The following is a 12,859-nucleotide window of genomic DNA, read 5'->3' as shown; positions in this document are numbered from 1 at the left end:
CGTCGCACACGGAAGTGCGGCCGGGCGGCACCTGCGGCTGCGGGTCGCGCCGCCGGCTAAACTGCGCGGCCCGCAACCGCAACCGCCGCCGCCGCGCATGATCAAGCCCCGCTACCGCATCGCCTCCTCGCGCATCGCGGGTGCCGGGCAGGGGCTCTACCTCGACGAGGCGGTCACCGCCGGCAGCGTCGTCATCGCGCCCGATGCCATCGACCGCACCTGGTCCTTCGCGGACGTGCTGGCGCGCACCGATGCCGCCGATGCGCTGGCGGCCTGCGTGCGCTGGTTCGAGGACCGCTTCACGGTCAGCCTCGACTGGCCGGACGAGTGCTACGTCAACCACTCCTTCGCGCCCAGCGGGCTGTGGCACCTGGGTTTCGTGTTCGCCGCCCGCGACCTCGCGGCCGGGACCGAGGTCACCGTGGACTACCGCCACCTGCTCGCCGAGGGCCAGGTCGAGGACTTCGCCGACGCCGAGAGCGGCCGGCCCATCGTCGGCCTTTCCTGGGCCGAGTCGCTGCGCGAGACGACGCTGGCGCTCGCCGCGCTCGTGCGATGACGCCGTGGCGCGTCGTGCGCGCGACCGGGCTCGTCGCCGCGCCCTGGCGCAACGGCGGCGGCCTGACCCGCGAGATCCTGCGCGGCGGGGGCGATCCGCCACCGTGGCGGCTGTCGCTGGCCGACATCGGGGGCGACGGCGGCTTCTCGCATTTTCCCGGCATGCACCGCTGGCAGCGCCTCGTGCGGGGTGCGGGCTTCGTCCTGCGCTGGGCGGACGGCAGCGAACACGCGCTGTCGCCGGCGGCGCCCGAGGCCAGCTACGCCGGCGCACCGGGACCGCAGTGCCGCCTGCTCGCCGGACCGGTCCAGGCGCTCAACCTGATCTGGTCGCCAGGCCAGGTGCGGCCGCGCATTGCGACCCGGCAGGTGGAGGGCGGCCTTGCCGGTGGCGAGGTGCCGTGCCTGGTCTACGTGCTCGACGGCATCGTGCGCGCCGGCGACGCACGCCTCGCCGCGGGCGACACGCTGTGGCTGCCGCCCGCCGCCGACGGCCTCGAAGCGCATGCGGAGCTGGTGTCGATCGCCCTCGAGCCCGCCTGAGCGCGGCTGCGCCTTGATCGAGATCAAGGCGTCCGGCGACCGTCGTCGCGAGACTGCGCGCCGATCCATGATCGAGGAATGCGGGATGCCGACGGTGCTGTACGAGGAAGGGGACCATCGCTGCGTCGTGTTCAGCGACCTGGTGCGCGGCGACGACGGCGTCCAGGCCAACCAGTTCCTGATCCAGCATGGCGCGGAGTCGGCGCTGCTCGATCCGGGCGGCGCGCTGCTGTACACGCCGCTGTCGCTGGCGATGACGCGCTACGTGCAACCGACCGATCTCACCTGGGTGCTGGCCTCGCACCAGGATCCGGACATCATCGGCGCGGTCGACCGCTGGCTGCTGTACACGCAGGCGCGGGTGGTGTGCTCGAAGCTGTGGGGGCGCTTCGTCCCGCACAGCGTCCCGCACTACCAGAAGAACACCGGCCGCGACCGTTACCTGCTGCTGGAGGACGAGGGCGGGACGGTTCCCTTCGGCAGCGCCGGCCTGATCGCGCTGCCCGCGCACTTCCTGCACTCGGTCGGCAACTTCAGCTTCTACGATCCGCTCAGCCGCATCCTGTTCTCGGGCGACGTCGGCGCCTCCATGGTTCCCGCCGGCACCGCCTACGAGCCGGTCGAGGACTTCGCCCCGCACGCCGCGCGCATGGAGGGCTTCCATCGCCGCTACATGGCCAGTCGCCACGTGGCCGCACTGTGGGCGGACATGGTCGCGGAGCTCGCCCCGGCGCTGATCGTGCCGCAACACGGGCTGCCGCTGGCCGGCGCGGCGATCGATGCCTTCCTCGACTGGCTGCGTGGGCTGCGCTGCGGCGTCGACCTGCTCGGGCCGCAGGACTACCGGGTGCCGCCGGAGGCGCGTCAGCGGTCGTCGCGGGTCCAGACCGCGCCGTCGGCCACCTTCACCGGGAACGTCGGCACCGGCGTATAGGCGGGCGCGCACAGGGCGCGGCCGTCGCGGAGGTCGAAGCGCGCGCCGTGCAGCATGCATTCGATGCTGCCCTCGGCCGGGTCGAGGCTGCCGGTGGACAGCTCGACGTCCTCATGGCTGCAGCGGTCCTCCAGCGCGTAGTACTCGCCGTCGAGGTTGACCACCACGATCGGCGTGGCGCCGTCCCACACCTGGCGCATCTCGCCCGGCAGCAGCTCGCCGGTGGCGCAGACCCGGATCCAGTCCGTCATCGCGCCGGCGCCGCGAGCGACTTGCGCAGGACCTCGAAGCGCAGGTCCTCGCGCCGTGGCGTGCCGAAGCGCAGGTCGCCGTAGGGGAACGGCTTGACGACACCGGTGCGCGCATAGCCGCGGCGCTCGTACCAGGCGATCAGTTCGTGGCGTACGTCGATCACGGTCATCGCCATCGCCGGCAGGCGCCAGTCCTCGCGCGCCACGCGCTCGGCCTCGGCCAGCACGCGCCGGCCGATGCCGGCGTTCTGCAGGTCGGGCCGCACCGCGAACATGCCGAAGTAGCCCATTCCGTCCTGGTCGGCGACGTGGGCGCAGGCCAGCAGTTCGGCCGGGCGTCCGGCGCGCGGGCGCTCCAGCAGCAGGATGCGGCTGCGCGCGCGGAGGATGTCGGCGCGCAGGATGTCGGCATCGATGCGCGCGCCGTCGAGGAGATCGGCCTCGGTGGTCCAGCCGGCGCGGCTGCTCTCGCCGCGATAGGCGCCGGTGACCAGGGCGACCAGTGCGGGGATGTCGTCGAGCGCCGCGTCGCGCAGCCGCGCGTCGCGCGCGGGATCGGCGGCGCCGTGCGCCGCATAGGCCTGCGCCGCGCGCGCGCCGGGATGCGTCTCCGGCGCGAGTGGTTCCTTCGCACTCACGCCAGCAGCCCGCGGACCTTGTGCACGGCGGCGGCGAAGCGCTCGATCTCCGCGTGCGTGTTGTAGAAGGCCAACGACATGCGGCAGGTCGCCGCCACGCCGAAGCGCTTCATCAGCGGGTGCGCGCAGTGGTGGCCGGAGCGCACGGCGACGCCCTCGAGGTCGAGCAGGGTCGCCAGATCGTGCGCATGCGCGCCCTCGACCAGGAAGCTGATCACCGCCGCGGCCTCCGGCGCGCGGCCGAGCACGCGCAGCCCGTCGATGCCGTCGAGCGCCTCGACCGCGTGCGCGCGCAGCTCGGCCTCGCGCGCCTCGACGTGGTCCATGCCCAGCCCGGACAGGTAGTCGACCGCGGCGCCGAGGCCGATGTGGCCGGCGATGTTCGGCGTGCCGGCTTCGAACTTGTGCGGCGGGTCGTTGAACACGGTCTGCTCGAAGGCGACCTCGCGGATCATCTCGCCGCCGCCGAAGAACGGCGGCATCGCCTCGAGGTGCTCGCGCCGGGCCCACAGCGCGCCGGTGCCGGTCGGCCCGCACATCTTGTGCCCGGTGAAGGCGTAGAAGTCGCAGCCGAGCGCGGCGATGTCGACCTGCCGGTGCGGCAGCGCCTGCGAGCCGTCGACCAGGGTCACGATGCCGCGCCTGGCCGCCTCGCGGCACAGCGCGCGCACCGGGTTGACCGTGCCGAGCACGTTGGAGACGTGGGTGAAGGCGAACAGCTTCACCTCGGGCGTCAGCGCCGCGCGTGCGGCGTCGAGGTCGAGCTCGCCGCTGTCGGTCACCTCCAGCGCGCGCACCGTGGCGCCGGTGCGCTGGGCGACGAGCTGCCACGGCACGATGTTGGCGTGGTGCTCCATGTGCGTGACCAGGACGACGTCGCCGGGCCCGAGCCGCGGCAGCGCCCACGAATAGGCCACCAGGTTGATCGCCATGGTGGTGCCGCTGGTGAGCACGAGGTCGTCCGGGCGCACATTGACGAAGCGCGCGAGCTTCGCGCGGGCGCCCTCGTAGGCCTCGGTCGCCTCGGTGCCGAGGGTGTGCACGGCGCGGCTGACGTTGGCGTTGTGGCGGCGGAAGAAGGCATCGACCGTATCGATCACCGCGCGCGGCTTCTGCCCGGTGTTGGCGGAATCGAGGTAGACCAGCGGCTTGCCGTGGACCTCGCGCTCGAGCACCGGAAAGTCGGTACGGACCGCGGCCCAGTCCGGCGCGCCCGCGGCGATGTCGGCACGCGCGCTCACGGTGCGGGCAGCCGCTCGAGGGCGGCGTCCAGGCGCGCGGTGGCGAGCTCGCGCAGCGCCTCGTTCGCGATCACCGCCAGCGTCTCGCGGCAGAACGCGGCGGTCAGGATCGCCCGCGCCTGCGCCGCGGGCACGCCGCGCGCGCGCAGGTAGAACAGCGCCTGCGGGTCGAGCTGGCCGACGGTGGTGCCGTGCGCGGCCTTGACCTCGTCGGCGTGGATCTCGAGCACCGGCTGCGAATCGACCTCGGCGCCCTCCGACAGCAGCAGGTTCTTGTTCGACAGGTTGGCGTCGGTGCGGTCGGCGCCGGCACGGATCAGGATGCCGCCGTGGAACACCGCGCGTCCGCGCTCGGCGCCGATGCCGCGCCAGGTGAGTTCGCAGCGGGTGTCCGGCACGGCGTGGTCGACGGCGAGGCGGGTGTCGTTGTGGCGACGCCCGGCCGCCAGCTGCACCCCGTTGGCGTGCACGGCGGCGTCGGCGCCGCGCAGCGCGACGTTGAACTCGTGGCGGCCGAGCCCGGCACCGAGCTCGAGGTCGAGGCGGCGCAGCACGGCGTCGCCGGCCAGCGCGGCCTCGGTGCGCTGGATCAGGCTGGCGCCGGCGCCCTCGTCCTGGATGCGGACGTGGTCCAGGCGGCTGCCGGCGGCGAGCTTCACCTGCATCACGGTGTTGGCCAGGTGCGCGTGCTCGCCGGCGGTGAGGATGTGCTCGCACAGGGTCAGGCGGGCCTGCTCGCGGAGTTCGACCATGTGCCGCAGGTTCCAGGCGCGGTCGCCGTCGGCCGGCGCGCCGACGAAGACCACGTGCACCGGCTCGGCGCCGTCGGACTCCTCGGTCGCGCGCAGCATCACGCCGTCCACGGCGAGGGCGGAGTTGACGCGCGGGAACAGCTCCTCGGTGCCGTCGAAGCGGCGCGCCATGAAGGCGCATTCGCGCGGGTCGCAGTCGTGCAGGGCCTGCGACAGGGCGATCAGGTGCACGCCGCGCGGCAGGCGCTGGATGCGCGACAGGCCGGCGTCGAAGTGGCCGTTGACGAACACCAGGCGCGGCGCGGGGATTTCGGCCAGCAGGGCCGGATCGACGGCGACGCGCTCCTGCGGCGCCGGCACGAAGCTGCGCCGCTCCAGGGCGCGCAGCGAGGTGTACTTCCAGGCTTCGCTGCGCGGCCCGGGCAGGCCGTCGCGCAGCGCCGCGGCCAGCGCGTAGCGGCGCGCGTCGCGCAGGTGCGCGCCCTCGAGATCGGCCGGCGGCGCGGCGTCGAACTCGGCGCGGAAGGAATCGAGCAGGGGCGGCAGCTGGGCGTTCATGCGGCGTCCGTCGCGTCCGGGACGCGACGCTCCCTGATCCAGGCGTAGCCGTGCTCCTCGAGCTGCTCGGCGAGCTCAGGCCCGCCGGTCTCGACGATGCGCCCGTCGGCGAGGACGTGCACGACGTCGGGGCGGATGTACTCGAGCAGGCGCTGGTAGTGGGTGATCACCAGGAAGCTGCGGCCGGCGTCGCGCAGCGTGTTGACGCCGTCGGCGACCAGGCGCAGGGCATCGATGTCGAGGCCGGAATCGGTCTCGTCCAGGATCGCCAGCGCCGGCTCCAGCACCGCGAGCTGGAAGATCTCGTTGCGCTTCTTCTCGCCGCCGGAGAAGCCCTCGTTGACCCCACGCTGCAGCAGCGTGTCGGAGAACTTCAGCTGGGCGAGCTTCTCGCGCACCCGCTTCAGGAACTGCATCGAGTCCAGCTCGGACTCGCCGCGCGCCTTGCGCTGCGCGTTGAGCGCGGCACGCAGGAAGTAGGTGTTGTTCACCCCCGGGATCTCGACCGGGTACTGGAAGGCCAGGAACACGCCGGCGGCGGCGCGTTCCTCCGGCTCCAGGGCCAGCAGGTCCTGGCCGTCGAAGCTGACCGAACCGGCGGTGATGTCGTAGCCCTCGCGGCCGGCGAGCACGTTGCCGAGCGTGGACTTGCCGGCGCCGTTCGGCCCCATGATCGCGTGGACCCGGCCCGGCTCGAGCTCGAGCGACAGGCCCTTGAGGATCTCGCGCTCACCGACGCGGACGTGGAGGTTTTCGATCTTGAGCATGGTGGTCTTGGGGTAAAGCGGGAATGGGGAAGGGGGAATCGGGAATGGAAGGCTGCAGGTGCGTGGGACGAAGCGGATCGGGCGGGGGAACGAGACGTTCAGGTCCCGACTCCCGATTCCCGATTCGCCCTTCCCGCTTCACCCGTCACCCCACCGCCCCCTCCAGCGAGACCTCGAGCAGCTTCTTGGCCTCGACCGCGAACTCCATCGGCAGCTCGCGGAAGACCTGCTTGCAGAAGCCGTCGACGATCATCGAGACCGCGTCCTCCTCGCCGATGCCGCGGGCGCGGCAGTAGAAGAGCTGGTCCTCGGAAATCTTAGAGGTCGTGGCCTCGTGCTCGACGGTGGCGTCGGGGTGGCGCACCTCGATGTAGGGGAAGGTGTGCGCGCCGCACTGCTTGCCGATCAGGAGCGAGTCGCACTGGGTATGGTTGCGCGCGCCGGACGCCGAGCGCTCCACCCGCACCTGCCCGCGATAGGTGTTCTGGCCGCGGCCGGCGGAGATGCCCTTGGAGACGATCTTCGACTTCGTGTTGCGGCCGATGTGGATCATCTTGGTGCCGGTGTCGGCCTGCTGGCGGTGGTGGGTCAGCGCGACCGAGTGGAACTCGCCCGAGGAATCGTTGCCCTTGAGCACGCAGGACGGGTACTTCCAGGTGATCGCCGAGCCGGTCTCGACCTGGGTCCAGGTGATCTTGGAGCGGTCGCCGCGGCACTCGCCGCGCTTGGTCACGAAGTTGTAGATGCCGCCGCGGCCTTCCTCGTCGCCCGGGTACCAGTTCTGCACCGTGGAGTACTTGATCTCCGCGTCCTCGAGCGCGACCAGCTCGACCACCGCGGCGTGCAGCTGGTTCTCGTCGCGCATCGGCGCGGTGCAGCCTTCGAGGTAGGACACATAGGCCTTGTCCTCGCACACGATGAGCGTGCGCTCGAACTGCCCGGTGTGGCCGGCGTTGATGCGGAAGTAGGTGCTGAGCTCCATCGGGCAGCGCACGCCCCTGGGAATGAACACGAAGCTGCCGTCGGAGAACACCGCGGTGTTGAGCGCGGCGAAGTAGTTGTCGGACGCCGGCACCACCGAGCCCAGGTACCGGCGCACCAGCTCCGGATGCTCGCGCACCGCTTCCGACATCGAGCAGAAGACGATGCCCTTCTCGGCCAGCTCCTTCTTGAAGGTGGTGCCGACCGAGACCGAGTCGAACACCGCGTCGACCGCCACGCCGGCCAGGCGCGCGCGCTCGTGCAGGGGCACGCCGAGCTTGTCGTAGGTCTCCAGCAGCTTGGGGTCGACCTCGTCCAGGCTCTTGTACTTGGCCTTGGGCGCCGAGTAGTAGCTGATCGCCTGGAAGTCGATCTCGGCGATCTGCAGCTTGGCCCAGTTCGGCGCGGTCATCTTCAGCCACTGGCGGTAGCCGCGCAGGCGCCATTCCGTCATCCACTCCGGCTCCTCCTTCTTGGCGGAGATGAAGCGGATCACGTCCTCGTTGAGGCCGGGCGGCAGCGAGTCCGCCTCGATGTCGGTGACGAAGCCGGCGCTGTAGCGACGCGACAGGGCGTCGAGGAGTTCCTGGGATTGGGTGGCCATGCTGGCTGCCTATCGAGAAGTCATGCGGTGGCGACGCGGAGCGGGATGTCGCGGCGTCGCGGCGGTACGGGGTCGAGCATGTCGGCCAGCGACATGCCGCGGAGCGTCTCGGCGAGCACGTCGTTGATCCGCCGCCAGCTCGCGCGGGCGCCGCAGCGCTCGGCGATGTCGCAGCGGCCGCCGTGCTCGGCGCATTCGGTGATCGCCAGCGGCCCTTCGACCGCCTCGACGATCTCGATCAGGCTGATCGCCGTCGCCGGGCGCGCCAGGCGGTAGCCGCCGGCGGCGCCGCGGATGCCGGTGACCAGGCCGGCCTGCGACAGCGGCCGCAGGACCTTGGCGACCGTGGTCGCCTCCAGCCCCGCGTGCTCGGCGAGTTCGCCGGCGCTGTGCACCGCGTCCGGGCGCGCGGCCAGGACGGTCAGGACGACGGTCGCGTAGTCGGTGAGCTTGGTGACGCGCAGCACGGTACGGGATCGGGACGCTGAAACAGGACGGAAATGGTACGGATTTCCGTCCTCCGCCTCAAGGAGCCGATGGTGCTTCCATGGCGCTGCGCCGGCGCCGGTTCACGTTCGGGAGCGGCTCAGGGCGCATGCGCGCCCTCCTCGGCGCGCGCGATCGCATGCAGGTGCTCCGCGAACTCGGCCACCCGGACCGCGTAGCCGCTGGCCGCGGGCAGCGCGGCGTCGCCCTCCGCCGCCAGCCGGTCGATCAGCATGCGGCCCGCGTCGATCACCGGATGCGAACCCAGCGTCTGCAGGGCGCCGACGGCGCGGTGCAGCCACTGCCGGGTGCCGTCGGCGTCGCGCGTTTCGAGGCACTGGTACAGGGCCGGCAGGTCCTGCAGGGTGACGTCGGCCATCGAGCGCAGCACCGCGACCACGTCCTCGGCCGCCAGCGCCTCGCGCAGGGTGGCGAGGTCGGGTCCATGGCGGCCGCCGGGCGGTTCCGCAGCGACGGCATCGTCGCCGCCCAGCCAGCGCGCCAGCATGTCATCGAGGCGACGCAGGCGCACCGGCTTGCCCAGGTGGTCGTCCATGCCCACCGCCAGGCAGCGGGTGATCTCGCTCGGCAGCGCGTTGGCGGTCATGGCGATCACCGGCAGGTGGCGCCCGCTGCCGGCTTCCTGTGTCCGGAGCTGGCGGGTGAGCTCGTAGCCGTCCATGCCGGGCATGTGGCAGTCGGTGATCAGCAGCGCGTAGTCGCCGTCCTGCAGGCGCTGGAGCGCTTCCCTGCCGTCGCCGACGACGTCGCAGTCGTAGCCCAGGCGGTCGAGCTGGCGCCGCACCAGCGCCTGGTTGGTCGGATGGTCCTCGGCCACCAGGATGCGCTGCGGGGCGCGCGCCGGCGGCGCCGCTTCGCCCTGGCCGGCGGCGTGTTCGGTGGAGGCCGGCAATCCGAGCGCCTCGCGGCAGGCCGGCAGCACCGCACGCCATTCGAGCGGATTGGTGCCGAGCAGGACCGCGCCGTCGTCGACGCCATAGCCGAGCGGGAACTGCCGGTCGACCAGTTGGATCCGTCGCGGCCGGTCGCCTCCGTCGCCGGTGCCGGGCCCGGTGCAGCTGAGTTCCACCGATGGCCGCGCACCGTCCGCGCTGCGCCTGAAGTCCGAGTTCACCGCGATGCCGAGCGCGCGCAGGTGCTGGCCCAGGCTCGAGACCAGGGCCGGATCGGCGTCGCGGACATGGGCGGTGCAGCCGCGCAGGAGGTCGTCGTTGGCGGCGTCGCGGCGGCGGACGTCGAGGGTCAGGGCGATGGTGATGCGAGTGCCCTCGCCCGGAGCGCTCTCGAGACGGATGCTGCCCTGCATGAGGTCGACGAGGCTGCGGCAGATCGCCAGGCCGAGGCCGGCGCCCTCGCGGCGGCGGTCGGCCGCGTCGGCGGCCTGCACGAAGGGCTCGAACAGCGTCGCCTGCTGTTCGGACGGGATCCCGCTGCCGGTGTCGGCGACCATCAGCTCGATCCGCTGCCGGCCGGCGTCGCCGTCGGACTCGCCGACCATCCGCAGGGCGACCCGGATCCGTCCGGAGTCGGTGAACTTGATCGCGTTGCCGAGCAGGTTGAGCAGGATCTGGCGCAGCCGCCAGGCGTCGCCGACGAGGATGCCCGCGATGCGGTGGTCGACCTCGGCGTAGATCCGCAGCCCCTTGCGGCGCACCCCGGGCGCGACGATGCCCACGACGTGGTCGACCAGCTCGCGCGGCGAGAACGGCGCCGGGTCGAGGACGAACTTGCCGGCTTCGATTCGCGAGAAGTCGAGCACGTCGTCCAGGATCCGCAGCAGGGCCTCGGCCGAGGCATCCACGGTGCGGACCATGTACCGCTGTTCGGGGTCGAGCGTGGTGCCGTCGAGCAGCTCGATCATGCCCATGATCGCGTTGACCGGCGTCCGGATCTCGTGGCTCATCATCGCCAGGAAGCCCGACTTCGCCGCCGCCGCCGCTTCCGCCGCCTCCTGCGCCGCCTGCATGGCGGCGTTCTGCTCATGGCGGACGGTCACGTCGGCCCAGTAGCCGGCGAGGCGGACCTTGCCGGTGAGGCTGCGATAGGGCGTGGAATGCACCTCGACCCAGCGCACGCCGTCGCGGTGGGGAATCCTGAACTCGCGGCGCAGCTCCTGCGGTTGCTCCGCCAGCATGTCTGCGGCGTCGCGGATGTCGGCGCAGGCCTCCGGCGGCAGGTGCGCGTAGACCGAATCGAGGCCGTTCCGCATCATCGTCTCGGCGTCGACGCCGAACAGCGCCGAGGTATCGCCGGCGATGTGCGGGAAGCCTCGCGCATGCGGGTCGTAGGTGAAGACCGCGATCGGCAGGTTGCCGAGGATATCGTCGAGCCGGCGCTGGCTCTCGAACTGCTCGACCCGTTCGCGCTGCTGCAGGTGGGCGGCGTAGGCGCACAGGGCGGTGTTGACCAGCAGCAGGAACCAGGCCGCCACGCCGTGCCGCTGCGATGAGGCGTCCTCGATGGAGACCATGCGGGCCAGCAGGTCGAACGCCAGGAACGCGATCACCGTCCCCAGCGTGCTGCGCAGCTTCAGGCCGAACGGCGCGAGCAGGACGCCGGTGATGAGCAGCAGTGGCGCGAATGCGAGGCGCAGCTCGTCGACATCCGCGTGATGGCGGAGCACCACGTCGATCGCCGAGGTGGAGCACAGCGCCGCCAGCAGGATGAGCGGAAGCAGGCGATCCACCAACGGCCGGCGGCTGCCGTCGCGCATCGACAGCACGCCCGCGAGCGCGAGCAGCAGCAATGCGGGGACGTGCATCGCGAGCAGCAACAGCGCCGCGAAGCCACCCGCCGCCAGCCCCGGCGGGGGCAGCAGGCTCACGTCGTAGGCAGTCAGCAGCAGCCAGCCGATCACGCAGGCCAGCAGCACCTTCCTGCGCGAGGTCAGGGCGCCGCGACTGAAGAAGTCGGAGGCGCTGTCGGAACGGCCGGCAGTGCGACCAAGGTTCATTGCGCGGCTGCGTTCTGCGGTGCCATCGTCACGCTCCGTTGTCGCGGCAGGGGATGAACGTCGCCACAATGGCGGTGCAGGTCGTATGAAGGAGAGGGGGATGGAGGGAGCGGAGCTGCGCCTGGTGCTGGCCGACGACCACCCGGTCGTGCTGATGGGATTGCGCGCGACGCTCGAGCGCGAGAGCAGCGCGTGGAGGGTGGTCGGGGAGGCCGAGCGCGGCGAGCAGCTGATGGAACTGCTGTCGACCTGCGACTGCGACGTGCTGGTGACCGACTTCGCGATGCCCTACGCCGGCCCACGCGGCGAGCGCACCGGCCTGGACCTGCTGCGCGACATCCGCGCGCGGCACCCCGGGCTGCCCGTGGTGGTGCAGACGATGATCGAGAATCCGGCGCTGCTGCGGGCGATGCTGGACACCGGCATCCTCGGTCTGCTCGACAAGGGGTCCGCCCTCGGCGAGCTGGCGAATGCGGTGCATGCGGTCAGGTCGAGGCGCCGCTATCTCTCCTGCCGGCTGCGCGAGCGGCTCGAGGAAACATCGCGACTGCCGGGCGCGCGGTTGTCGCCCAAGGAGCAGGAGGTCGTGCGCCTGTTCGCGCAGGGGCTGAGCGTGACCGAGATCGCCGAACGCCTGCACCGCAGCGTCAAGACCATCAGTCGGCAGAAGATCGATGCGATGGGCAAGCTCGGCGTGAGCAGTCCCGCCCAGCTCTACGACTGCGCCCGCGAGATCGGGCTGATTCCCTGAGGCAGGGCGACCGCGGTGCCTGCGCCGCGCGCTATGCGCGGCGCGTCCGCCCACGTCACAATGCCCGGCCAGCCACAGTCGTGACCGCCGATGCCACGCAAGATCGCCGCCCGCCGCTCGCCCATCCACGGTACGGGCGTGTTCGCCCTCGTCGACCTGCCCAAGGGCACCCGCGTCATCGAATACAAGGGCCGCCTGCTGACGCACCGGCAGGCCGACCGGCTCTATGCCGACGACGGCGAGACCGGCCACACCTTCCTGTTCACGCTCAACGACAGGTACATCGTCGACGGCAACGTCGACGGCAACGTCGCGCGCTGGATCAACCACGGCTGCGATCCGAGCTGCGAGACGGTGATCGAGGAGGACGAGGGCGGCGACCGCCGCAGGGACCGCATCTTCGTCGAGACGGTGCGCGACGTCGCCGCGGGCGAGGAGCTGACCTACGACTACCACATCACGCTCGAGGTCCCGCACACCGCGCGCCTGAAGAAGATCTGGACCTGCCGCTGCGGTGCGGCCAACTGCACCGGCACGATGCTCGCGCCGAAGCGGGGCCGGCGGAAGGCCTGACCACCGCGCCGGACGGACACGAAGAAGCCGCGCATTGCGCGGCTTCTTCGTTTTCCGCTTCTGCGTCAGAGGATGCCGAGCACCAGCAGCACGATGACGATGATCAGCAGCAGGCCGATGCCGCCGGAGGGACCGTAACCCCAGCTGCGGCTGTAGCCCCAGCTCGGCAGCGCGCCGATGAGGATCAGGAGCAGGATGATGAGCAGGATGGTGCCGAGACTCATGGGGAACTCCAGGTGGGTGGTGGG

Annotated in this window: 14 protein-coding genes; 5 read left to right on the top strand and 9 right to left on the bottom strand. The window is 71.7% G+C overall.

Annotated elements, in window-relative coordinates; translation table 11 throughout:
• Positions 1-97: 97 nt before the first annotated feature.
• The 3 genes from KB893_RS06180 to KB893_RS06170 all read left to right on the top strand — a co-directional run bounded on the left by KB893_RS06180 (position 98) and on the right by KB893_RS06170 (position 2,035).
• A complete protein-coding gene (locus tag KB893_RS06180; RefSeq protein ID WP_211925926.1) occupies positions 98-559 on the top strand; it encodes an SET domain-containing protein in 462 nt (153 codons plus the stop codon).
• Complete coding sequence (locus tag KB893_RS06175) at positions 556-1,101, top strand: HutD/Ves family protein (RefSeq protein WP_211925927.1); 546 nt, start codon at positions 556-558, stop codon at positions 1,099-1,101. Before KB893_RS06180 ends, KB893_RS06175 begins: the two co-directional genes overlap by 4 nt.
• Positions 1,102-1,186: 85 nt before the next feature.
• The gene (locus KB893_RS06170; protein WP_211925928.1) at positions 1,187-2,035 is read left to right on the top strand and encodes an oxygen-binding di-iron domain-containing protein; all 849 of its coding nucleotides are present in this window, start codon (positions 1,187-1,189) and stop codon (positions 2,033-2,035) included.
• Here the strand turns inward: KB893_RS06170 and KB893_RS06165 are convergent.
• The 8 genes from KB893_RS06165 to KB893_RS06130 all read right to left on the bottom strand — a co-directional run bounded on the left by KB893_RS06165 (position 1,966) and on the right by KB893_RS06130 (position 11,287).
• Complete coding sequence (locus KB893_RS06165; RefSeq protein WP_211925929.1) at positions 1,966-2,286, bottom strand: non-heme iron oxygenase ferredoxin subunit; 321 nt, start codon at positions 2,284-2,286, stop codon at positions 1,966-1,968. The genes KB893_RS06170 and KB893_RS06165 overlap by 70 nt on opposite strands.
• On the bottom strand, positions 2,283-2,822 hold the full coding sequence (locus tag KB893_RS06160; RefSeq protein WP_211925949.1) for a GNAT family N-acetyltransferase: 540 nt from the start codon (positions 2,820-2,822) through the stop codon (positions 2,283-2,285). Before KB893_RS06160 ends, KB893_RS06165 begins: the two co-directional genes overlap by 4 nt.
• A gap of 98 nt (positions 2,823-2,920) precedes the next feature.
• The gene (locus tag KB893_RS06155) at positions 2,921-4,165 is read right to left on the bottom strand and encodes a cysteine desulfurase (RefSeq protein WP_211925930.1); all 1,245 of its coding nucleotides are present in this window, start codon (positions 4,163-4,165) and stop codon (positions 2,921-2,923) included.
• Positions 4,162-5,463 (bottom strand): Fe-S cluster assembly protein SufD, encoded by a 1,302-nt coding sequence (sufD, locus tag KB893_RS06150; protein WP_377731182.1) that lies wholly within the window; start codon positions 5,461-5,463, stop codon positions 4,162-4,164. Before sufD ends, KB893_RS06155 begins: the two co-directional genes overlap by 4 nt.
• A gap of 8 nt (positions 5,464-5,471) precedes the next feature.
• Positions 5,472-6,242 carry a Fe-S cluster assembly ATPase SufC gene (gene sufC, locus KB893_RS06145; protein ID WP_211925932.1) on the bottom strand — a complete coding sequence of 257 codons (771 nt, stop codon included), beginning with the start codon at positions 6,240-6,242 and terminating at the stop codon, positions 5,472-5,474.
• 145 nt (positions 6,243-6,387) lie between these two features.
• Positions 6,388-7,827 carry a Fe-S cluster assembly protein SufB gene (gene sufB / locus KB893_RS06140; protein ID WP_211925933.1) on the bottom strand — a complete coding sequence of 480 codons (1,440 nt, stop codon included), beginning with the start codon at positions 7,825-7,827 and terminating at the stop codon, positions 6,388-6,390.
• A 20-nt stretch (positions 7,828-7,847) separates the two neighbouring features.
• Positions 7,848-8,294: an SUF system Fe-S cluster assembly regulator gene (locus KB893_RS06135; protein WP_211925934.1), complete on the bottom strand. Its 447-nt coding sequence runs from the start codon at positions 8,292-8,294 to the stop codon at positions 7,848-7,850.
• 119 nt (positions 8,295-8,413) lie between these two features.
• On the bottom strand, positions 8,414-11,287 hold the full coding sequence (locus tag KB893_RS06130) for an ATP-binding protein (protein ID WP_211925935.1): 2,874 nt from the start codon (positions 11,285-11,287) through the stop codon (positions 8,414-8,416).
• Between the two features lie 100 nt (positions 11,288-11,387).
• Here KB893_RS06130 and KB893_RS06125 point away from each other — a divergent pair, with 100 nt between their 5' ends.
• Both KB893_RS06125 and KB893_RS06120 read left to right on the top strand, forming a co-directional pair.
• On the top strand, positions 11,388-12,038 hold the full coding sequence (locus KB893_RS06125; RefSeq protein WP_211925936.1) for a response regulator: 651 nt from the start codon (positions 11,388-11,390) through the stop codon (positions 12,036-12,038).
• A gap of 90 nt (positions 12,039-12,128) precedes the next feature.
• Positions 12,129-12,611 (top strand): SET domain-containing protein, encoded by a 483-nt coding sequence (locus KB893_RS06120; protein WP_211925937.1) that lies wholly within the window; start codon positions 12,129-12,131, stop codon positions 12,609-12,611.
• A 65-nt stretch (positions 12,612-12,676) separates the two neighbouring features.
• Here KB893_RS06120 and KB893_RS06115 read toward each other — a convergent pair whose 3' ends face one another.
• The gene (locus KB893_RS06115) at positions 12,677-12,835 is read right to left on the bottom strand and encodes a DUF3309 family protein (protein WP_211925938.1); all 159 of its coding nucleotides are present in this window, start codon (positions 12,833-12,835) and stop codon (positions 12,677-12,679) included.
• Positions 12,836-12,859 lie beyond the last annotated feature (24 nt).

The organism is Coralloluteibacterium stylophorae, assembly GCF_018122625.2.
Lineage (GTDB): Bacteria > Pseudomonadota > Gammaproteobacteria > Xanthomonadales > Xanthomonadaceae > Coralloluteibacterium > Coralloluteibacterium stylophorae.
The sequence above is the reverse complement of the archived record's forward strand: the minus strand, read 5'-3'. Positions and strand labels throughout refer to the sequence as shown.